Genomic DNA, 21,895 nt, shown 5'->3' with positions numbered 1-21,895 from the left:
AGTGCCAAATTATAACAATTTTATCGATATTTTTTTATTATAATAGGAATAAAGGATTGCGGAATGAATATACATAGTTTAGGTAGTTTTTAAAGTTATTTGGAGCTGATAGGAGTGTACGCCGATGTAATTTTTATCGAAAACTTGATCATAAATTATATAATTTTATATTTGACTAAAAGATTTTCCAGATCGAATACTAATAATGCAAAGTTAATTTTCTCGTCCGCTTTAGGCGCTTTGTATGTAATTCTAATATTTTTTTCTTTGCCTAATATAATTTATTCACTTACATTTAAAATAATAATATCTATTTTAATGGTGGCAATTGCATTTGGGTTTAATAGATTTCATGAATTTATAAGAGTCTTAAGCATTTTTTATCTGGTTTCATTTATAATAGGTGGAACGGCTTTTGCATTGATTTACGTCGTGAATATAGACATTAGACAGATCATAATAGCAGCACTATTTTTCGCAATACTTTTAACTTATATTGGTTGGGGATACATATCAAAAAAGAATATAGAAAGCAATATTTTGTATAAGCTGCATATAGAAATGGATAATAAAGTAAGAGATGTAAAGGCGATATTAGATACAGGCAATACGCTACATGATCCTATTTCTAATTATCCTGTTGCAATAGTAGAATATGATGCTGTAAAAGAATTGTTGCCAGAAAAATTAAAAAATGTATTTGATTCTATGGGAAATGAATCTATATTTGAAATGACTAAAGCAGTAGATGATGATAAATGGCTTAAAAGGTTGAGGTTAGTGCCTTTTAATTCTATTGGAAACGACAGCGGGATTTTGATAGGATTTATACCTGACAATTTGGTGGTTGAGGGATATAGAAAATCGCAAAAAAATGCGATTGTGGGAATATATTTTAAAAAGTTAAATGAGACTTCAGATTATGAAGCACTTATAGGTACAGAATTGCTAAATTGATGGAGGGATGATGCGGTGAATATTAAGACAAAGGTGAAAGTAACTATTCAGTTGGCAATACTAAAAGTATTGACAAAACTGAAAATTCGAGACTCGATCTTTTATGTTGGTGGCAGTGAGGCTTTGCCTCCTCCTCTTTCGGCAGAAGAAGAAATGTTTTTGATAGCAAAAATGGAATCAGGTGATAATGAAGCTAAGTCAATGTTAATCGAGAGGAATTTGCGGCTCGTAGTCTATATAGCAAAGAAATTCGAGAATACTGGAGTAGGCATAGAAGATCTTATTTCTATAGGAACCATTGGGCTTATTAAATCAATAAATACGTTCAATCCGCGCAAAAAGATAAAGCTGGCTACTTATGCATCAAGATGCATAGAAAATGAGATACTCATGTATTTAAGGAGGAATAGCAAGACCAGAATGGAGGTTTCGTTTGATGAACCACTGAATATTGATTGGGATGGGAATGAGCTTCTTCTTTCAGATATTTTAGGCACAGACAATGAGCTGGTGTATAAAATCATTGAAGACGAAGTTGACAAACAGTTGTTGAAAAATGCATTGAAAAAGCTATCTGATAGAGAAAAAAGGATTATAGGATTGAGGTTTGGACTTAGCGGTGGAACAGAAATGACTCAAAAGGAAGTAGCCGACCTATTAGGCATATCGCAGTCATACATTTCAAGATTAGAAAAAAGGATATTAAAAAGACTCAAAAAAGAAATAAATAGATTAGTTTAAAATTGAATAAAATTTGCTCCGCAGGTAATACTTAAAATTAACCAATACATTTGGAGGATGGGCATATGAATAATAAAGTAGAGATCTGCGGAGTAAATACTTCCAAGTTACCTGTACTAAAAGGAGCTAAGCAAAAGGAACTGCTTTTAAGAATGAAAAACGGCGATAAAAGCGCCAGAGAAGAATTCATAAATGGAAATTTAAGACTTGTGTTGAGCGTTATACAAAGATTTAACAATCGCGGCGAGTATGTAGATGATTTGTTTCAAGTTGGCTGTATAGGCTTGATTAAGGCGATAGATAATTTTGATTTAAATCAGAACGTGAAATTTTCAACGTATGCAGTGCCAATGATCATTGGAGAGATCAGACGGTATTTAAGAGATAACAATTCTATTAGGGTTAGCAGATCATTACGAGATGTGGCATATAAGGCTTTGCAAGTAAGAGATAAACTTGTCAATGAAAATTCAAAAGAACCTACTGTTGGCGATATAGCGAAAGAATTGAACATACCGAGAGAAGAAGTGGTTTTTGCACTTGATGCCATACAAGATCCTGTGTCACTTTTTGAACCAATATACCATGATGGTGGAGATGCAATATACGTGATGGACCAGATTGGCGATGAAAAAAACGTAGATGAAGTATGGTTGGAACAAATAGCATTAAAGGAGGCGATAAAGAAATTAAACGACAGAGAAAAGATGATATTGACGATGCGCTTCTTTGAAGGGAAAACTCAAATGGAGGTTGCGAAAGAGATTGGTATATCACAAGCTCAAGTGTCAAGACTTGAAAAATCAGCATTATCCCACATGAGAAAATATATATGACTTGCCTTATGGCAAGTTTTTCTATTGTAATTTGATAAAAATAACTGCATATATTTTTAGTATAAAGATTTTAAGGGGGAATCGGAATGTTTAAGACATCAGATTTAAGAGACAAAGACGTAATTGACGTAAAAACAGGGAAAAGACTTGGCAACATAATTGACATAGAAGTAAACTTGGAGGAAGGCAAAGTAGACGGATTTATAATACCAGGCGAGACAAAAGGATTTAGACTTTTTGCAAAGGATCAGGACTTGTATATACCATGGCAATCTGTAAAAAAAATAGGAGAAGATGTTATACTAATTGATATTAATGAAGATGTAACACAAGTTTGACTATTTACATCAATTTTATTATAATTTTATTAGCAATTGTCGATGAAGAAAGTTTTTTGATCGGTTGTGACGAAAGGAATGATAATGTTTGAAATGTCCTTTTTGCGGTTATTTAGATTCTAAAGTGATTGATTCTCGACCTACCGATGATTCTACTTCAATAAGGAGAAGGCGAGAATGTATAAATTGCGGCAAAAGGTTTACCACTTATGAAAAAGTCGAGCAAGTTCCAATTTTGGTAATAAAGAAAGATTTAAGCAGAGAGTCTTATGACAGGGATAAAATACTAAGAGGCATGATAAAGGCTTGTGAAAAAAGACCAGTTCCCATTCAAAAATTAGAAGAGCTGACAGATGAAATAGAAAGAGATATTTACAATTCTTATGAAAAGGAAATCACGTCTGCTAAAATTGGAGAGATGGTGATGGAAAAGCTTAAAAATGTTGACGAAGTGGCGTATGTAAGATTTGCATCTGTTTACAGACAATTTAAAGACATAAACACTTTTATGGACGAGCTAAAAAAATTGCTGAATGATACCGAGGAGAAGAAATGAAGCTCTATTTTTGTACATGATGTACTTAGGAGGTGCAATTTTGGCACATACAATTCTTGTTATTGAAGATGAAGCCCATATTTTAGAGTTGCTAAGGTACAATTTAGAAGCACAAGGATATAATGTTGTTTTAACAGATAATGGCAAAGATGGCCTTGAAAAATGCAAAGAGACAAACCCCGATCTGATTCTTTTAGATTTGATGCTTCCCGATATAGATGGCATAGATGTATGTAAGAAGTTAAAATCAGATGAACATCTTAAAAACATCCCTATAATTATGCTGACTGCAAAGAGCGAAGAAGTAGACAAGATATTAGGATTGGAACTTGGGGCAGATGACTACATTACAAAGCCTTTCAGTATAAGAGAGCTGTTGGCAAGGATTAAAGTAGTGCTAAGAAGATCCAAAAATGAGTCTGAGGGCAATGAGATCATCAAGTTTGGAGATATCACGATAGATACTGAAAAACATTTGGTTTATAAAGGTAATGAATTGCTTGATCTCACTTTAAAAGAGTTTGAGCTTTTAAAACTTTTATCAAAAAATCGAGGCAAAGTTTTGACTCGAGATTATTTGTTGGACAAGGTATGGGGATATGAATACGCTGGCGAAACAAGAACTGTGGATGTCCACATACGACATTTGAGAAAAAAGATAGAAGATGATGATAAACTTCCAGTATACATTGAAACGGTACGTGGGATTGGGTACAAATTAAAGGATATAGGTGAAAGTGATGTTTAAAAAACTGTACTACAGCTATTTTATCATAAGCTTTTTAGGCATCTTGGCAACATCATTTTTTTTTATTGGAAAAGTGTCAATGATAAGGCTCATAATCGGGATACTTTTTGGGCTGATTGTCAGCAATTTTTTTGGTTACAGGCTAATAAAAGGTATTGTTCAGCCTATCAATGAGATTACCGATGTTGCTAAAGAGATAACGAAGGGCAATTACGAACACAGAATTGAGATAAAATCAATCGATGAGATTGGTCAATTATCATTTGCCATAAATACCATGTCGGACAAGCTTCAAGAGACGATAGACGAGTTGTACGATAGAAATGCAAAGTTGGAAGCTATTTTAAGAAGTTTAGTAAATGGCGTCGTAGCTTTTGATGAAAATGAAAGAATTTTGCTTATAAACGATTCAGCTCGAACAATGCTTGGCATCAAGGATAATTATGCAGTTGGAAAACACATATTGGATGTCGTTAGAAATTCGAAATTTCACGATGTTTTGGAAAAAATCATAAAAGACAAGGGATATAATATAGATAACTTTGAGATTGACACATTTAACAAACATCTAAAAATATACTCCAGTCCAATCGTTCATCAAGTCACGCATAAAAAATTAGGATTTGTTGTCATAATAAATGATATAACGGAAATCAGAAAGTTAGAAAAAATCAGAAGCGATTTTGTGGCAAATGTATCACATGAGTTAAGGACGCCACTTACTTCTATAAGAGGTTTTATTGAGACATTGAGGGAAGGTGCAATTGATAATGTTGAGAGAAGGGACAGGTTTTTAGAGATCATCGAGTTTGAAGCTGAAAGACTTACGAGGCTAATAAATGATATTTTGACGCTTTCTGAGATAGAAAATTTGAAGGAAGGTTTTGTAAAAGAGGATATTGCAATTGATGAAGAAATCAATGAAATTTTTTACATCATGGAAAAAACTGCTGAAGATAAAAATATAAAGCTTATAAAAGATTTAAACTGCAAGGATGTTGTGATCAAGACCAGTAAGGATAGACTTAGACAGATGATCATCAATCTTATTGACAATGGAATAAAGTATACTCCTGAAGGTGGATATGTGAAAGTCACCACAGCCGATATGGAAAACAATATCGTAATAGAAGTAGAAGACAGTGGTATAGGCATATCAAAGGAAAATATACCGAGGCTCTTTGAAAGGTTTTATCGGGTTGATAAAGGAAGATCGAGAAAATTAGGTGGTACTGGACTTGGCCTTGCAATTGTAAAACACATTGTAGAATCAATGAAAGGCAGTATTACTGTAGAAAGTGAAGTCGGCAAAGGCACAAAATTTACCATTGTTTTACCTAAAGAACAAAAATAGTACATGATTTTACATGATTTTAACACAAGCTTAATACAGGCTTTACAATAGACTGTTATACTAAACTTGTAAAAAAAATACGGAGGTGCAATTATGTCAAAGAGTAAAATAGCAAAAGTTCTATTGTCTGTATTGATGGTTTTAAGCGTGTTTTTATTTTCTGCATGTGGTCCAAATACTAATAATTCTGGATCATCTAATCAATCAAATAGCAGTCAAGATATTTCTGGTACTGCAACAGCAGTCGGTTCTACAGCTTTACAGCCTTTAGTAGAGCAAGCAGCAACATTATTCAATCAAAAATATCCTAATGCTACTATTAATGTACAAGGCGGTGGAAGTGGTACCGGTTTGACACAGGTAGCGCAAGGTGCAGCGGACATAGGTGATTCAGACATATATGCAGAAGAAAAATCAGGTATTGATGCAAAATCATTGGTAGATCATAAAGTAGCCGTTGTAGGGTTTGCTGTTGTTGTTAATAAAGACGTGACAGTAGATAATCTGACGCAGCAGCAATTGGTTGATATCTTTACAGGTAAGATAAAAAATTGGAAAGAAGTTGGAGGCCCAGATGAGCCGATAATCGTGGTAAATAGGCCAACAAGCTCAGGTACAAGAGCAACTTTTAAGAAGATCGTGTTAGGTGGACAAGATGAAGTACAGGGATTGGCATTGACAGAAGATGCTTCAGGTACTGTTAGAAAGACGGTGGCGGAAAAGAAAGGTGCAATAAGCTATCTTGCATTCTCTTATCTTGATGATTCTGTAAAAGCTCTTAAGTACAATGGTGTTGAGCCAACAAAAGAAAATGTTATAAATGGCACATATCCAATCGCATCATATGAGCACATGTACACAAAAGGCGAGCCTAAAGGCGTTGTGAAGGCATTCTTAGACTTTATGATGTCTGACGAAGTACAGAAAGGGCCTGCAGAGAAGCTTGGCTTTATAAACATAAATGACATGAAAGTAACTTTAAAATAGGCAAAAAAACAGAATACAAAATATATTTTATAAGAGCTGGTATTTATACTGGCTCTTATGTTTAGGAGAGAAATAGATGAAGAAATTGAGTATATCTGGTCTTAGAATTAGAACAAAGATGATACTTCTTTTTTCAATTCTCGTATTAATATCTATAACAATTGTGGGATTTACTACATATACAATTACAAAAAATTACATAGTTAATGACATACAAAACAGTTTATTAAGTTCTACAAAAACTATGATAAATCAAATATCACTTTTAGAAGGAGCGTACAATTCAAGTGAATTTGGAGCGAAACTTCAATATGTCATTGAAAGCGAAAAAGCTTCTTATAATACAAGAGGGCTTAAACCACAAATTTACATGTTTGATAGACAATTTGATTCCATAAGATGGCAGGATGGCAGTTTAAAAAGAGAGGAAAGCAATGTAATCAGTAGATCGCAAATCGCTGAGATGTTTAAGAAAAACAACGGGTTAGTACATACAAAGCTGAACAACAATGATGTATTAATAAGCTATAGATACGTTATTGAAAAGGATTGGCTATACGTGATTGTTGTCAGTGAAAATGCTTATTTGAAACCTGTGTATGAAATAAGGAATGCAACTTTATTAATAGGCTTATTTTCGTTAATTCTTGCATTTCTACTATCAATGATTGGAACTAAAGGAATTACAGAGCCTTTAACTAAATTGCAGAAGGTCTTCAGCAAAATTTCAAATGGAGATCTAAAAATAGTATCTGATATTAAGACAGGAAGTTTTGAAATAGTTAATATTTCAAATAGTGTAAGTTACATGGTTTCTAATTTAAGAGATATAGTACAAAATATTTACGAAATCATTGAAGGCTTGAATACACATGCAGAAACTTTTAAAGATGTTTCCGCAAAATCAATAGAAAAGACAAAAGAAATCTTTGAAAGCATGAAAGAAATATCATCAGGCTCTGAGCAACAGAAGATTGCCATAGAAAATACGGCGAATAACATTCTTGAGATTGAATCAGCAGCTAATTTGATGATGTCAAATGTAGATAAAACAGTAAGTTCTGCCAAAGTCATGAACGAAACTGCTGTGATGGGTTTAAGCGCAATCGAAAATGTTGCAGAAAACATGAAAGAAATTAGTTTAAGTGTTCATGATACTTATGAATTATTTAAAAGATTGGTGGTAAATTCAAAAAAGATTAATGATATCGTAGATATCATAAAAAACATATCAAAACAGACCCACTTGCTTTCGTTAAATGCGGCGATTGAGGCTGCAAAAGCTAAAGAGCACGGGAGAGGATTTAGGGTTGTTGCTGATGAAATAAGGAAATTATCCGTAGATTCTGAAAATGCTATTGTACAAGCATCGACTATCTTATCTGAAGTGTTAGATGAAATTTACAGTGCTAATACCAGAATAGAAAAAGAAAAAAATGTAATTGCTAAAGGATTGTCCATAAGTAAAAAAGCAGAAGAAAATTTTAATGACATTTATATGAATATAAAGATTACAAAAGAGAATATTTTAGAATTAGAAGAGTACATAAAAAAAGTAATGGAAAATCTTAAAAAAATAATGTCGGATGCGTTAATAGTAAAAGAAATATCGGCTAGTTTTAATCAAAATGCCGGTGCTGTGGAGAAAAATATTGATGAAGAGTATGAGATGATAATTAATCTGGAAAAAGCCACAAATGATTTAATCGGTTATGCTCAATTGTTAAATGAATCAGTAAAAGATTTTAATATTTAACATAAAATTAACATAAATTTTACATTACCTTAATGAATATTTTTTTTTATTTTGATACTATAATTAAAGTATTGTCGAAAATTCATATCAGGAGGTAAAAAATGTCTGAAAAGTATGACAAAAGACGAAAGGTTTTTGACAAGATTGGAAAAACGTATGCTTTTATTTGTGCTTTTTTATTGATAGTCATCACTGTTTCTATTTTTTACTTTGTTGCAACAAAAGGGCTTTCAACGTTTATTGTTGATAAACGTTCTGTAAGCGAATTTCTTTTTGGAACCACATGGAAACCAGATAGACCTAATAGTCAAGGAGGGCCTGCCATAGGGTCGCTTCAGTTCATATTAGGTTCTGTGTTTGTTTCAGTTTTTGCCATTTTGATAAGCACACCTCTTAGCATATCAGCAGCTATCTTCATGGTTGAAATAGCAAAAAAACTTGGAAGAAACTTATTGCAGCCTGCGATGGAGATATTCGTTGGCATCCCTTCTGTCGTATACGGTTGGATTGGACTTACCGTTTTAGTTCCCTTCATAAGTAAGCACATTGGCGGGTTAGGTTTTAGCCTGCTGGCAGGCATATTAGTATTGACGATAATGGTTCTTCCAACGATAACAAGCGTCAGTACGGATGCTATTAAGTCATTGCCTTGGGAGATACGGGAAGCTTCTTATGCACTTGGTGCCACGAGATGGCAGACGATTAGAAGGGTAATATTGCCTGCTGCGAAGTCAGGTATACTTACAGCAATTGTATTAGGGTTAGCTCGTGCTTTTGGCGAGGCTTTGGCAGTTCAAATGGTTATCGGAAACAGCCCAGCGATTCCTTTGTCGTTCTTGCAGCCTATGTCCACGATTACATCTATTATCACTATGGATATGGCAAATACGGTGACAGGTTCAACTTGGAATAATGCCCTTTGGTCCTTGGCATTATTGTTGCTGCTAATATCGTTTGGATTTATTCTCATAATAAGGCTTGTTGGCAGGAGGAGCATGTACAAATGAAATCAAAATTTTACGATAAGCTGGCTACTATATATTTTTACGTTGTGGCAGGAGTCATAGTGCTTTTTCTTTTATCTCTTATAAGCTATATATTGTATCAAGGCAGAAGTGAGTTAAATTTGCATTTTATATTGACGCCTCCAAAATTCATGGAGAAAGGTGGAGGTATAGCTCCACAGATATTTAATTCACTGTTGCTTTTAGTGATAACTCTCATTATTTCAGTTCCAATTGGAGTTGGTGCAGGACTTTACATGGCAGAGTATGCAAGACCCAGCAAAGTAACTGAGTTAATCAGATTGTCGACAGAGACATTGTCTTCGCTACCATCGATTGTGGTAGGATTATTTGGCCTTTTAATTTTTGTGAATATGCTTCATTGGGGGTATTCCTTGATGTCAGGTGCATTGGCCCTTACTGTATTAAATTTGCCTGTTATGGCCAGAGTCAGTGAGGACGCCATAAAAAGCGTTTCATCTTCATTAAAGGAAGCAAGTTTTGCATTAGGCGCTACTAAGTGGCAAACGATAGTAAAAGTGTTGGTTCCATCTGCTTTGCCAGGACTTGTGACAGGCATAATACTTACTTCTGGTAGGATTTTTGGAGAAGCTGCTGCGCTTTTATACACGGCTGGCATGAGTACACCTATGCTTAATTTTAAAGTTTTAAATCCTTTAGTGCCAGGTTCTCCATTTTATCCATTTAGAGCTGCTGAGACTTTGGCTGTTTATATTTGGAAAGTCAACAGTGAAGGGCTTGCACCAGATGCCAGACAAATTGCTGATGGTTCAGCGGCAGTTCTTCTCATAATAGTGTTGGTGTTTAACATTTTAGCTCGTTGGCTTGGTAATGTTTTATATAAAAAGATGACAGGCGGAAAATAATGCAATATAATTATTATAGAAAGGGGAAACCTTTTTCATGAAAAAAATTGAAGTAAGGGATCTTGATTTATTTTATGGTCAGATGCAGGCGCTTAAAAAAATAAATATCGATGTAGAAGAAAATAGCGTTATGGCTTTAATTGGTCCATCTGGCTGTGGGAAGTCTACTTTTTTAAGGACATTGAACAGGATGAATGACCTTATAGATGGTGTGACTATTAAAGGAACTGTCATGATAGACAATCAAAATATATACAAAGATGTTGATGCGATAGAGCTTAGAAAAAGGGTAGGGATGGTGTTTCAGAAGCCAAATCCTTTTCCAATGACCATATACGATAATATCGCATATGGTCCGCGAATACACGGACAGAAAAATAAGAAAATATTAAATGAGATAGTCGAAAAAAGTTTAAAAGATGCAGCCCTTTGGGATGAAGTAAAGGATAGGCTTAATGATTCTGCATTAGGCTTATCAGGCGGTCAGCAGCAGAGATTGTGCATAGCAAGGACATTAGCTATTGAGCCAGAGATAATATTGATGGATGAGCCGACATCTGCTCTCGATCCGATTTCAACCATGAAGATAGAAGAATTAATCGACCAATTGAAGAATAAATATACTATAGTTATCGTGACACACAATATGCAGCAGGCTGGAAGGGTGTCTGACTCAACGTCATTTTTCTTAAACGGCGAGATAATCGAGACGGGGAAAACCGAGGATATATTTTATAATCCCCGTGACAAGCGTACAGAGGATTATATAACAGGAAGATTTGGTTAAAGGAGGTGCTATTGTGAATAGGACACACTTTGAAAAAGAGTTAGAAGATTTGCATTACGACATCTTAAAGATGGGTGCAATGGTTGAAGAAGCTATCGGAAATTCCATATTATCTTTAATAAACCACGATGTAGAAATGGCTCAGAAGGTAATCGATCAAGATGACAGGATAGATGAAAAAGAAGTGGAAATTGACGATAGATGCTCCAGGATAATTCTGACACAGCAACCGTTGGCAAGAGATCTTAGGATTGTCCTTACAGGTCTAAAGATAAACACTGATTTGGAGAGAATGGCAGATCATGCGGTAGACATAGCAAAAACCACGCTCAGGATAGCACATCAGACGTATATTAAGCCTCTTATTGACATACCAAGGATGAGCGACATCGTGAGAGAGATGGTTAAGCTGTCTCTCGACTCTTACGTGAATCAAGATACAGAATTAGCAAAGACCATCAATCAAAAAGATGATATTGTCGATAGCCTATACAAGCAGATCTTTAGGGAGCTTCTTACGTATATGATAGAAGATCCCAAAAACATCGATCAAGCTGCACAATTCTTATTTGTGGCTAGATACTTGGAGAGAATAGCAGATCATGCGACGAATATATGCGAATGGGTAATATATCTTGATAGTGGGCAGCATATAGACCTAAATGAATAAAAAATTAAAAACACCTTTTTAGGTGTTTTTTTTGTATACTTTTTTTAATACTGCAAAAGATATAAATCGAGGTGATGTTAAATGCCACTTGCTTACATAATATTGTCCATAACAGGTCTATTTGTTCTTTTTGGATTCGCCCATAGAGCCTTAGACAGGATGAAAATGACAGATACATGGGCTCTTATAATCATAATGGGTATGATAGTTGGTACATTTTTGCCAGATATACCGTTAGGGAGAAAGATATCTATAAACATAGGAGGTGCTGTGATACCAGCGGCCGTTGCAGTATATTTGTTCATTAGAGCGGAAAGAGGCATTGAAAGAATAAATGCTGTAGTGGCATCTATATTGGCGGGAACTGCTGTTTACCTGGCTGGAAAGTTGCTGCCCAGTGAACCAGAAGCTATGTTTATAGAGCCTAACTATGTCTACGGTATTATCAGTGGTTTGATCGCTTATTTGTTTGGCAGATCAAGAAGGTGTGCTTTTATCGCCGGTGTTATGGGAGTCATTTTAAGCGACTTGGCAGAAGGTCTTACAAATATAATTTTGGCAAGACCAGGTACGATTTCTGTAGGAGGGGCAGGTGCATTTGATACTGTAGTCATATCAATGATAGTGGCCGTATTTTTCTCTGAGATACTTGGTGAAACAAGGGAAAAAATACAAGGAGGTACATCAAAAAAGGGTACAGAACCGCATTTAACCAGCAGCCTTTTAAGCGAAGATGATATTGAAGCTATTAGAGAAAAATATCGCAAAAAGGACAGTGATGATTCAGATGAGAAATAAAAAAGCGATTGTGTTTATATTATTTACAGTATTGGTTACATCTTTTTCATTTGTAAAGATAAACGCTGATGATTGGAGCGGTAAAGACGGTGGATATTATACGGTATATCTAAACAAGACGAATGATGTGCTTTTTAGGATTTCTTGGGACTTAAAGGTAAATGATATGTATTTATCACATGACAATAAAATGTATAAGATAATAAAAGTCGATAAAAAAAATGACAAAGCTTATGCGACGTATTTAAAGACGGTAAAGCTTCCTGATGTCAACATAGAAGAAGTTTCTCAAGCAATGGCTCAAAAAACTGGCGAGAGAAAAATTGCAATGTACTCCACACACAGCGATGAATCGTATATACCCACAGATGGAACTGCCAGCATTTATGGACATGGAGGCATATATAAAGTTGATGCGTCGTTAAGCAATGCGCTGTCAAAGAAGGGTATTAAAACATTTGTCGATGAGACACTTTATTTACCGCATGATGCAATGGCATACAGGCGCTCTCGAGTTGGTGCATTAAAAATCTTAAAAAACGATAGGCCTGACTTGCTACTTGATATACACAGAGATGCTGCACCGTACCAAGATTATATACGAAAAATAGCAGGTACAAATGCGACAGGTGTTAGACTTGTTTTAGGTAGAACAAACGCAAATTTAAAAGCAAACCAAGACTTGGCTTTTCGGATAAAAGCAATAGCAGACAAGGAATATCCTAATTTGATAAAAGATATTTTTTACGGAAGCGGTGATTACAATCAAGATTTAACTCCTAATTCGTTATTGTTGGAATTTGGCACAGATACGCATACAAGGCAAAGAGCAGAGGAATCAGCCAAATTTATGGCTGACGTTCTCACCAAAGCTGTATATGGTGCAGATGAGAAGAAACAAGTTGGGACTTTGACTAATACACAGAAAGGAACGGCGTCACAAAACAATTCTGCAGGCTGGGGCATTTGGATCCTTATAGGTGTAGCCGTTTTTTCGATTGTAGGATTTATGTTTTTAAGTACAGGTGGACGAGAGATGATGTCAAAGATAAAAGATTATACAAAGAAAGAATTCAGCAGTTTTTTAGGAATTTTCAATAAAGATAAAAAGTAATCTGATTGGTGCTAAAAAGCACCATTTTTATAGTGTGGTGATAAAACTGAAAATAGTATACTACAGCTATTACGGATGTTTTTCATCTGTCATTGCAGCGTATATTCATATAGGATATTTAAAAGATAAAGTATCAAAAGATACTATATTTTCTTTGCCAGAAATGCTTGACTTAGACTACGGTGAACTAAAATACATAGGGTTTGATGAAAACTTACATGAGGTTTATGTCATAGGCATGAAAAGTTTTAGCGATAACATAAAAAAGACATTAGAAGGGCTTAGAAAGATTTACAATTTGGAGTATGACAGATTAATATTTATAGATACAAGTATGTATGAACCAAAATATCTTAAATTTATTTTTCCAATAAGAAAGATTGTGCTTTTAAAAAAGATTTCTGATGAAATTTTATATAATTGGTTAATTAAGCGTTTTGATGGAATTAAAAATTTGGTTGAAGAATTTAAAAAAGATGGTATTGAGGAGAAAGCATGATTATAGCTTATGTTTGTTATGGAAGTGCTCATTCATCCATTGTAGCGGCAGCGATACACGTTGGATTTCTTCCTAATGATAGGATTCCTGCTTTTGAAGAATTCCTGTCTTTACCTCATTATGATATGACAGAAGGTAATCAGATAGGTATTCCATTTTACATGGGTGTTGATGAATTTAACAATGATGTGTACGCAATTGGAGCCAAAAGCGGGAGAAAGATCATGATGAAGGCTGTAAAAAGTTTTTTAAGGGAATCTGGCATACATGAAGAAGAAATAATGCTTATTGATACATTGCCAGCTATTGGACTTATGACGAAGTTTGGTGGCATGACATCCAGGAGATTTAAAATGATATCTATTGGCAGACCTTTTACTGTCTATGGAATAATAAAAAAGTACAAAAACTTTTTAGACATAGTAAACAGTGTGAAGTCAAAATTAAAAGAGCTTGACTAAGTCCTTCTATTAATTCATAATATTATTGGATGATTAGTAGGAGGATATTAAATGGCATACCATAAAATAAAAGATGTACTAAAAGATAGCATTGCTGATGAATTGGGGATTGAGCCAGGTGATACGCTTATATCGATAAATGGCAGTGAAATAACAGATTTAATAGATTATAAGTTTCAAATAGCTAATGAAAATATAGAGCTTTTAATAAAGAAGGAAGATGGAGAGGAATATATTTACGAGATTGAGAAAGATTACGATGATGACTTGGGTCTTATTTTTGAGACAGGGATCATAGATAAGCTAAAACACTGCAGGAATAAGTGTGTTTTTTGTTTTGTCGATCAGTTGCCTAAGAATGTAAGGCATAGTTTGGCCTTCAAAGATGATGATTATCGTTTGTCTTTTTTGCAAGGCAATTTTGTGACGCTTACTAATGTAAGCGATGAAGAGTTTTCCAGGATTATAAGGTATAAGATGTCTCCAATATACTTGTCTGTTCACGCTACAGATGATGAAATCCGCAAAAGGATGATGAGAAACCCAAATGCCGGAGGGATTTTAGACAAGATAAAGGAGCTTATTAAAAACGGCATTGAGGTGCACTGCCAAGTAGTCTTGTGTCCTGGGCTCAACGACGGGCAAATCCTCGATAAGACTATTGAGGATCTGTCAAAGCTTTTTCCGGGAGTAAAATCAGTTGCGGTGGTGCCGGTTGGACTTACGGACCATAGAGAAGGGCTTTTTGAGCTTAAAACATTTGATAAAGAAGGAGCACAAGATGTATTAAATAAAATATCTAAGTGGCAGAAAAGATTGAAAAGTGATATAAAAACATCATTTGTATTTGCAGCGGATGAATTTTACGTTTTAGCAGACGTAGACATACCTGATTATAATGCGTATGAGAATTTTCCGCAGATTGAAAATGGTGTAGGCCTTATGGCCATGTTTAAAAAGCAGTTTGTAGATTACTACAAAAAAATTGGAGATGTGAAGTCTAAAGATAGTTTTTGTGTTATAACGGGAGTGTCAGCATATAAATTTATTGAGGAACTTGTTTATATGCTGGATAAAAAAGGTGTAGATATTAAAGTCGTTCCAATAATTAATAATTTCTTTGGCAAAAAGATAACTGTTTCAGGTCTTATAACAGGCAGCGATATTATAAATCAGTTGAAAGGTAAAATAAATGGTGAAACTTTAATAATACCTGATTCCATGATAAAAGAAGGTACTGATTCATTTTTAGATGATGTGACAATAGATGATGTTGAAAAGGAGCTTAATACAAAAGTATTAGTTTCCGAAGTAGATGGTAAAAAATTTATACAAAAGATAATTGGAAGGTGATACGATGGCATATCCTATGGTAGGAATTGTAGGTAGACCAAATGTTGGGAAATCGACGCTTTTTAATAAGATAACTGGACAGCGCATTTCGATAGTTGAAGATCAACCTGGTGTAACCAGAGATAGAATTTACTATGAGACGGAATGGATGGATAAAAGGTTTATATTGGTTGACACAGGAGGGCTTGAGCCAGATTCGGAAGATGAGTTTTTTTCGAAAATAAAGATGCAAGTTGAAGCTGCTTTAAAAACGATTGACTTGATTTTATTTGTAATTGATGGAAAAGAAGGCGTAAGTCCTGTTGATGAGGACATAGCAACTATGTTGAGGAAATCTCGCAAAAAAGTTTTGCTTGTATTGAATAAAGTTGACAACTTTAAAGAAATGCCTATTAGCTATTATGATTCGATGCGACTTGGTTTTGGAGAGCCAATAGCAATATCAGCATCTAATGGATTAGGCATAGGAGATTTGTTGGATGAAGTCATTGAAAATATACCTGATCATATAGATGAATACAATGAAGAAACTATTAAAATATGTTTTATAGGGAAGCCAAACGTAGGGAAGTCTTCTCTTGTCAATAAGATATTGGGCGAAGAAAGGGCCATCGTCAGCGACATACCTGGTACTACAAGAGATGCTCTTGACACGTACTTTGAAAAAGATGACAGAAAATACGTCATAATCGATACAGCAGGAATGAGGAAAAGAGGAAGAATAGAAGATAAGATTGAAAGATATAGCGTTTTGAGGGCTTTATCTGCAATTGATAGATCTGACATATGCATTCTTGTAATAGATGCTACTGAAGGTCCTACTGAGCAAGATACAAAAATTGCCGGTTATGCTTTTGAACAGAATAAAGCAATGATAATTGCGGTGAACAAATGGGATCTCATTGAAAAAGACAACAGCACCGTAAATGAATATACAAAGCTTATAAGGGAGAAGTTTTCTTTTATGAGTTTTGCGCCAATAACGTTTATATCAGCCAAAACCGGGCAAAGATTGAATAAGCTTTTTGAACTAATAAATAGCGTTTGGGGAGAGTACAATAAGAGGATTTCTACTGGTACGTTAAACAATGTGATAAGTGAAGCATTGCTTATAAATCCGCCACCTGCAGAAAAAGGCCGCGTATTAAAAGTGTACTACATGACGCAATTTGGCATAAAGCCACCATCGTTTGCGGTATTTGTAAATGATCCGGAGATAATGCATTTTTCGTATGTGAGGTTTATAGAGAATACACTGAGAGATAATTTTGGATTTGAAGGCGTGCCATTAAAAATTGAAGTTAGAAAAAAAGGCGAAAAGTAAAGGAGGTGAATCTACGGTGAAGATAGCATTAGTCGCTATACTTGCCTATTTAATTGGGTCGTTTAACAGTGCTTATTTTTTTACTAATTTTATCAAAAAAACCGATATAAGAAAGTACGGCAGTGGAAATGCTGGGGCTACAAACGTCATGAGGGTTCTTGGATTTAAAGTCGCTTTTTTTGTGTTTTTGTCTGATGTATTAAAAGGAGTTTTAGCTGTACTTCTTGGTAGGTTTATTGCTGGGAATATAGGTGGTTATGTTGCAGGAATAGCAGTAGTAATGGGGCACAATTGGCCTGTTTTCTTGGGATTTAAAGGTGGTAAAGGAGTAGCTACAAGCTTTGGAGCTATTGTGACCATAAGTCCTGTTATTGCGGTTTTGTCGCTTATAATAGGAATTGCTATTATCACTATCAGCAAGTATGTTTCGCTTGGTTCTATAATAGGAGCAGTTTCATTTCTCATTTTTAATATTATCTATTACAAATCATCTAATATGCTGGTGTTTGCAATACTGATTACATCAATGGCTGTGTTCCAGCACAGAGCGAATATAAAACGATTACTCAATGGAACCGAATCGAAATTTGGACAAAAAACAAATATAAAGTAAAGAGGGATTTACAAATGGACGTTGCAGTATTAGGTGCAGGCAGTTGGGGAACAGCAATGGCTATTCATTTGGATTCTATGAGCCACAATGTTTGCATGTGGACGAGAGATCAAAACCAGATGGAAGAAATCAAAAAAACGGGCTATAATAAAAAGTACCTTGATGCAAAATTGCCAAAAAGCATTGATATAACTACTGACATGAGTCATGTAGTTAAAAACAAGAAAATAATAGTTTTAGCAGTTCCCTCACACGCAGTAAGATATGTGGTAGAAATGATAAAAGGGTTAATTGACAAGTCGGCAATAATTGTAAATTTAGCAAAGGGTCTTGAAACTTCCAGTTTAAAAAGGATGTCTCAGGTTATACAAGAGATAGTGGATAATCCTGTTGTGGTGCTTTCTGGACCAAGCCATGCTGAGGAAGTCTGTAGGCACATACCTACAGCATGTGTTATTTCATCAAGCGATATAAATGCATGTGAATATGTGCAAGATGTAATGATGGATGAAAATTTCAGGTTGTATATAAATAAAGACTTGATAGGCGTTGAATTAGGTGGATCTCTTAAAAATATCATTGCATTAGGTGCTGGTATATCAGACGGGCTTGGTTTTGGGGATAATACTAAGGCTGCACTTATGACAAGAGGACTTGCTGAAATCACTCGTTTAGGTGTTGCATTAGGTTCCGATCCACTTACATTCTTGGGATTGACAGGCATGGGAGATCTTATTGTAACATGTACCAGCATGTATTCCCGCAACAGAAAGGCTGGCATAAAAATAGGGCAAGGCAAATCATTAGACGAAGCGCTAAATGAAATCGGAATGGTTGTAGAGGGCGTTAATACGACGAAATCAGCTTACGAACTTTCTAAAATTCATAACATTGAGATGCCAATAACTAATGAAATTTATTCAATACTATTTGAAGGTAAAAATCCCAGAGAAGCTGTATATTCATTGATGACACGCAATAAGAAGCATGAGATGGAGGGCATATAAAATTGTGTCCTCTTTTTTATTCATAATTGTCTATTTCCCTCATATATATGTAGTGTTAAAGTATAAAAACTATATTTATCTATAAGAAGGAGGGAAATGATGTGGAAAATTACGATATTTATAAGGATATAGCAGAAAGAACAGAAGGCGATATATATATAGGCGTCGTAGGTCCTGTTCGTACTGGGAAATCAACATTTATAAAGAGATTTATGGATATATTGGTATTGCCGAATATCGACAATTTAAACCTTAAAGAGAGAGTCCAGGATGAGTTGCCTCAGAGCGCAGCAGGTAAGACAATAATGACTACGGAGCCTAAATTTGTACCGGAGAAAGCGGTAGAAATTTCACTAAACGAAAACACCAGTTTCAGTGTAAGATTGGTGGATTGCGTAGGATACATGGTTAAAGGTGCAATGGGATATCTAGAAGGCGATAAACCGAGGATGGTTACAACTCCATGGTATGACTATGAAATTCCATTTGAAGAAGCTGCTGAAATAGGAACAAAAAAAGTAATAAATGACCATTCAACAATCGGATTGGTTGTGACGACAGACGGAAGTATTACAGAGATACCAAGAGATAACTACGTAGAATCGGAAGAAAGAGTTGTAAAAGAGTTAAAGGAAATACATAAACCATTTATAATATTATTGAATTCCACACATCCAGATGACGCCGACACAGTTAAATTAGCGAAAGATATGGAAATGAAGTACGACGTACCAGTGGTTGTAGTCAATGTGCTTAAGATGAGCATGGCTGATATTAAAAATATACTTGAAAAAGTGCTTTATGAATTTCCAATTACAGAGCTTAACATTGATCTGCCAAGATGGGTGGATGTGCTTGAAAATGAGCACTGGTTAAAACAAAGCATAATGAGTACAGTTAAACAAAGTATAGATGACTTATTTAGATTGAGGGATATAAAAAAGACAGTTGATGCCATAAAGTCCAATGAACACATGGCTGATGTAGTGATTAAAAAGATAGATCCAGGTGAAGGCATTGCAGACATAGAAGCAAAGACAAAGGAAGGCCTTTTCTTTAAAATATTAAGTGATGAATGCGGCCTTGAAATACGCGGTGACAGAGATCTTATGAAAATGATGAAAGAGTTATCGTATGCAAAGGCTGAGTACGATAAATTAAAGGATGCCATTGAAGATGCTAAGAAAAAAGGCGTAGGTGTTGTTCCTGCCAGCATAGATAACATGGAATTTGAAAAGCCAGAAATAGTAAGACAAGGTGGCAGCTTCGCTGTAAGGCTTAAAGCATCTGCACCTTCCCTTCACATATTTAGAACGGATGTTACAACTGAAGTATCGCCAATTGTTGGCACAGAAAAGCAAAGCGAAGATTTCGTCAAATACATTACAGAACAGTTTGAAAATGATCCGGATAAAATCTGGGAATCAAATATATTCGGGAAATCTCTAAGCGATCTTGTAAAAGAAGGGATGCAGAACAAGCTTGGCAAGATTCCAGACAATGTAAGCATGAGGCTAAGGGATACGCTTGAGCGAATCGTCAATGATGGAGGTGGCGGCATAATCTGCATCATATTGTGATACTTGATTTTTTAGACATTACGTTTTATAATACTATTGTAAGATGTCTGGGTGTGGCGCAGTTGGTAGCGCGCCAGAATGGGGTTCTGGAGGTCGCTGGTTCAAATCCAGTCACTCAGACCATTACTTACAGTCATGCGGGTTTTAAGAGTTATCCACAGGACAAAAAATAAAATGGTCAATATAAAATACAAAAACATATTTGAAATTACTTAACCACTCGACTAAAGGAGTGGTTATTTTGTTGCTTAATTCGCAATTTGTTTTTATATCTTAGATTTTTCAACGGCTCTAATTCTATTCATGGCACTGGGGTGCGTATAAGAAAACCACTCGATGAATTTTGGAGGTTCTACATCGGATAAGCTTTTTTCTGCTAAATCTACCTGCAACTTGATCACTGCATTTTTATCATGGAGGTATTGTACGGAAAGCAAATCAGCTTGTCTTTCCATTTGCCTTGATATAAAATTTTGAATTGGATTTGTATCAAAATTGACAAGCAACATAAAAAGATAAAACACTGAGATTATATAGGGACTATATCTGAGGCTTTGCGCTTTGATGATACTCGTCTTTAAAAGAATATTAAATATAAAGAATATTATAAAGATCCCAAATGAACCAATTATTATGCTCTTTAAAACGTGATTTTCTTTCCAATGGGCGGCTTCGTGGGCAATTACAGCTTTTATTTCGTCCTGCGGATATTTTTTTAGCAGCGTGTCGTAAAGGACTATTTTACTTGTGTTGCCAAAACCATAGAAATACGCATTTGCAAGTGTCGTTCGCTTGCTGGCATCCATTTCTTCGACTCTGTCAATTTTTATTCCTGCGTTTTTTGATATGTCATTTACCATGCTAAGGATGGCTGGATCTGTAATAGGTGTAAATTTATTGAACATAGGTGCTATAAAAGACGGCCAAATAAAGTTTTGCAAAAATAACATAGCAGTAAGAAATATGGATGCATATACCCACCAAGTTTTTTGAAATTTATTTATAGCAAAGAATAGCAAAACTATTCCTACGCTGGATAGAACAATATCTATTAGCGAGTTTTTAATGTAATCTAACCACCATGATTGAATTGTCTGCACGGAGAATCCCCATTTTACTTGTAGTCTGTATGAATAGAAACTAAATGGCAGTGATAACAACTTTAAAATTATCCACAATAATAGAAAAAAGATGAATACACTTAGATAATAATGCTTTCCACTGATTCTTTCACATATTTTTGATAATTTAATTGAGAGTCCACCGAAAACAAACCAAAGCAAAAAAATCAATTGAACTAAAAAAGAAGAAATATACAATAATCTATTTTCTTTGTGGTATGGGATAGATTTTTCTACTGTATAGTGTGAAAAAAATTTATATACGTCTTGAGATACGATATTAGGTGTAAGCGTGTAATATATGTACAAAGATGAAAATAACAATGCAACAAATGTCAGCAAAAACCATATTTTATTAAACTTTACGTACAATCTAATCACCTCTTTCTACGGATTATTACCAT

General features: G+C 34.9%; 23 protein-coding genes and 1 tRNA gene. 23 read left to right on the top strand and 1 reads right to left on the bottom strand.

What is annotated here, in order from left to right:
- Nucleotides 1–114 precede the first annotated feature (114 nt).
- From spoIIGA to BVF91_RS03640, 23 genes are all read left to right on the top strand, one after another.
- Entirely contained in the window at nt 115–957 is an 843-nt protein-coding gene (spoIIGA, locus tag BVF91_RS03750; protein ID WP_085112161.1) for a sigma-E processing peptidase SpoIIGA, read from the top strand.
- Between the two features lie 15 nt (nt 958–972).
- Nucleotides 973–1,698 carry an RNA polymerase sporulation sigma factor SigE gene (gene sigE, locus BVF91_RS03745; protein WP_085112160.1) on the top strand — a complete coding sequence of 242 codons (726 nt, stop codon included), beginning with the start codon at nt 973–975 and terminating at the stop codon, nt 1,696–1,698.
- A 65-nt stretch (nt 1,699–1,763) separates the two neighbouring features.
- Nucleotides 1,764–2,534: an RNA polymerase sporulation sigma factor SigG gene (gene sigG, locus BVF91_RS03740; RefSeq protein ID WP_013787848.1), complete on the top strand. Its 771-nt coding sequence runs from the start codon at nt 1,764–1,766 to the stop codon at nt 2,532–2,534.
- Nucleotides 2,535–2,620: 86 nt separating this feature from the next.
- Nucleotides 2,621–2,872 carry a YlmC/YmxH family sporulation protein gene (locus BVF91_RS03735; protein WP_085112159.1) on the top strand — a complete coding sequence of 84 codons (252 nt, stop codon included), beginning with the start codon at nt 2,621–2,623 and terminating at the stop codon, nt 2,870–2,872.
- Nucleotides 2,873–2,960: 88 nt separating this feature from the next.
- Nucleotides 2,961–3,428: a transcriptional regulator NrdR gene (gene nrdR, locus BVF91_RS03730; RefSeq protein ID WP_013787850.1), complete on the top strand. Its 468-nt coding sequence runs from the start codon at nt 2,961–2,963 to the stop codon at nt 3,426–3,428.
- 40 nt (nt 3,429–3,468) lie between these two features.
- Complete coding sequence (locus BVF91_RS03725) at nt 3,469–4,176, top strand: response regulator (RefSeq protein WP_085112158.1); 708 nt, start codon at nt 3,469–3,471, stop codon at nt 4,174–4,176.
- Nucleotides 4,169–5,530, top strand: coding sequence for a two-component system histidine kinase PnpS (gene pnpS, locus BVF91_RS03720; RefSeq protein ID WP_085112157.1), 1,362 nt, complete (start codon nt 4,169–4,171; stop codon nt 5,528–5,530). The genes BVF91_RS03725 and pnpS overlap by 8 nt, the downstream gene beginning before the upstream one ends.
- 93 nt (nt 5,531–5,623) lie before the next feature.
- A complete protein-coding gene (locus BVF91_RS03715; protein WP_085112156.1) occupies nt 5,624–6,517 on the top strand; it encodes a phosphate ABC transporter substrate-binding protein in 894 nt (297 codons plus the stop codon).
- A gap of 76 nt (nt 6,518–6,593) precedes the next feature.
- Nucleotides 6,594–8,273, top strand: coding sequence for a methyl-accepting chemotaxis protein (locus BVF91_RS03710; protein WP_085112155.1), 1,680 nt, complete (start codon nt 6,594–6,596; stop codon nt 8,271–8,273).
- Between the two features lie 101 nt (nt 8,274–8,374).
- Nucleotides 8,375–9,280, top strand: a complete 906-nt coding sequence (gene pstC, locus BVF91_RS03705) for a phosphate ABC transporter permease subunit PstC (RefSeq protein WP_085112154.1) — start codon at nt 8,375–8,377, stop codon at nt 9,278–9,280.
- On the top strand, nt 9,277–10,164 hold the full coding sequence (gene pstA / locus BVF91_RS03700) for a phosphate ABC transporter permease PstA (protein WP_085112153.1): 888 nt from the start codon (nt 9,277–9,279) through the stop codon (nt 10,162–10,164). Before pstC ends, pstA begins: the two co-directional genes overlap by 4 nt.
- Nucleotides 10,165–10,201: 37 nt before the next feature.
- Entirely contained in the window at nt 10,202–10,951 is a 750-nt protein-coding gene (gene pstB, locus BVF91_RS03695; protein WP_013787856.1) for a phosphate ABC transporter ATP-binding protein PstB, read from the top strand.
- A gap of 13 nt (nt 10,952–10,964) precedes the next feature.
- Entirely contained in the window at nt 10,965–11,621 is a 657-nt protein-coding gene (phoU, locus tag BVF91_RS03690; protein WP_085112152.1) for a phosphate signaling complex protein PhoU, read from the top strand.
- Between the two features lie 81 nt (nt 11,622–11,702).
- Nucleotides 11,703–12,419, top strand: coding sequence for a DUF1614 domain-containing protein (locus tag BVF91_RS03685; RefSeq protein WP_085112151.1), 717 nt, complete (start codon nt 11,703–11,705; stop codon nt 12,417–12,419).
- Nucleotides 12,400–13,533 (top strand): stage II sporulation protein P, encoded by a 1,134-nt coding sequence (gene spoIIP / locus BVF91_RS03680; RefSeq protein WP_464850152.1) that lies wholly within the window; start codon nt 12,400–12,402, stop codon nt 13,531–13,533. The genes BVF91_RS03685 and spoIIP overlap by 20 nt, the downstream gene beginning before the upstream one ends.
- Nucleotides 13,534–13,570: 37 nt before the next feature.
- The gene (locus tag BVF91_RS03675) at nt 13,571–14,032 is read left to right on the top strand and encodes a DUF3189 family protein (RefSeq protein ID WP_240495796.1); all 462 of its coding nucleotides are present in this window, start codon (nt 13,571–13,573) and stop codon (nt 14,030–14,032) included.
- Complete coding sequence (locus tag BVF91_RS03670; protein ID WP_085112150.1) at nt 14,029–14,493, top strand: DUF3189 family protein; 465 nt, start codon at nt 14,029–14,031, stop codon at nt 14,491–14,493. Before BVF91_RS03675 ends, BVF91_RS03670 begins: the two co-directional genes overlap by 4 nt.
- A gap of 51 nt (nt 14,494–14,544) precedes the next feature.
- The gene (locus BVF91_RS03665; protein ID WP_085112149.1) at nt 14,545–15,846 is read left to right on the top strand and encodes a DUF512 domain-containing protein; all 1,302 of its coding nucleotides are present in this window, start codon (nt 14,545–14,547) and stop codon (nt 15,844–15,846) included.
- Between the two features lie 4 nt (nt 15,847–15,850).
- Nucleotides 15,851–17,170 (top strand): ribosome biogenesis GTPase Der, encoded by a 1,320-nt coding sequence (gene der / locus BVF91_RS03660; protein ID WP_085112148.1) that lies wholly within the window; start codon nt 15,851–15,853, stop codon nt 17,168–17,170.
- A gap of 16 nt (nt 17,171–17,186) precedes the next feature.
- Entirely contained in the window at nt 17,187–17,783 is a 597-nt protein-coding gene (plsY, locus tag BVF91_RS03655; RefSeq protein WP_085112147.1) for a glycerol-3-phosphate 1-O-acyltransferase PlsY, read from the top strand.
- Between the two features lie 14 nt (nt 17,784–17,797).
- Nucleotides 17,798–18,790 (top strand): NAD(P)H-dependent glycerol-3-phosphate dehydrogenase, encoded by a 993-nt coding sequence (locus BVF91_RS03650; RefSeq protein WP_085112146.1) that lies wholly within the window; start codon nt 17,798–17,800, stop codon nt 18,788–18,790.
- Between the two features lie 101 nt (nt 18,791–18,891).
- Nucleotides 18,892–20,370, top strand: coding sequence for a stage IV sporulation protein A (gene spoIVA, locus BVF91_RS03645; RefSeq protein WP_085112145.1), 1,479 nt, complete (start codon nt 18,892–18,894; stop codon nt 20,368–20,370).
- A gap of 47 nt (nt 20,371–20,417) precedes the next feature.
- Nucleotides 20,418–20,493, top strand: a tRNA-Pro gene (locus tag BVF91_RS03640).
- Between the two features lie 143 nt (nt 20,494–20,636).
- Here BVF91_RS03640 and BVF91_RS03635 read toward each other — a convergent pair.
- Nucleotides 20,637–21,863: a M48 family metallopeptidase gene (locus tag BVF91_RS03635; protein ID WP_085112144.1), complete on the bottom strand. Its 1,227-nt coding sequence runs from the start codon at nt 21,861–21,863 to the stop codon at nt 20,637–20,639.
- Nucleotides 21,864–21,895: the final 32 nt, after the last annotated feature.

It is taken from the genome of Thermoanaerobacterium sp. PSU-2 (genome assembly GCF_002102475.1).
Lineage (GTDB): Bacteria > Bacillota > Thermoanaerobacteria > Thermoanaerobacterales > Thermoanaerobacteraceae > Thermoanaerobacterium.
Note: the sequence above shows the minus strand (reverse complement) of the source record. Positions and strands in the feature narration are given on the sequence as shown.

Coding starts and splice junctions, on each gene's coding strand:
- sigG (WP_013787848.1), top strand. CDS start 1,764: ATGAATAATAAAGTAGAGATCTGCGGAGTAAATACTTCCAAGTTACCT.
- BVF91_RS03735 (WP_085112159.1), top strand. CDS start 2,621: ATGTTTAAGACATCAGATTTAAGAGACAAAGACGTAATTGACGTAAAA.
- pnpS (WP_085112157.1), top strand. CDS start 4,169: ATGTTTAAAAAACTGTACTACAGCTATTTTATCATAAGCTTTTTAGGC.
- BVF91_RS03715 (WP_085112156.1), top strand. CDS start 5,624: ATGTCAAAGAGTAAAATAGCAAAAGTTCTATTGTCTGTATTGATGGTT.
- BVF91_RS03710 (WP_085112155.1), top strand. CDS start 6,594: ATGAAGAAATTGAGTATATCTGGTCTTAGAATTAGAACAAAGATGATA.
- pstC (WP_085112154.1), top strand. CDS start 8,375: ATGTCTGAAAAGTATGACAAAAGACGAAAGGTTTTTGACAAGATTGGA.
- pstA (WP_085112153.1), top strand. CDS start 9,277: ATGAAATCAAAATTTTACGATAAGCTGGCTACTATATATTTTTACGTT.
- pstB (WP_013787856.1), top strand. CDS start 10,202: ATGAAAAAAATTGAAGTAAGGGATCTTGATTTATTTTATGGTCAGATG.
- BVF91_RS03685 (WP_085112151.1), top strand. CDS start 11,703: ATGCCACTTGCTTACATAATATTGTCCATAACAGGTCTATTTGTTCTT.
- spoIIP (WP_464850152.1), top strand. CDS start 12,400: ATGATTCAGATGAGAAATAAAAAAGCGATTGTGTTTATATTATTTACA.
- BVF91_RS03670 (WP_085112150.1), top strand. CDS start 14,029: ATGATTATAGCTTATGTTTGTTATGGAAGTGCTCATTCATCCATTGTA.
- BVF91_RS03665 (WP_085112149.1), top strand. CDS start 14,545: ATGGCATACCATAAAATAAAAGATGTACTAAAAGATAGCATTGCTGAT.
- der (WP_085112148.1), top strand. CDS start 15,851: ATGGCATATCCTATGGTAGGAATTGTAGGTAGACCAAATGTTGGGAAA.
- BVF91_RS03650 (WP_085112146.1), top strand. CDS start 17,798: ATGGACGTTGCAGTATTAGGTGCAGGCAGTTGGGGAACAGCAATGGCT.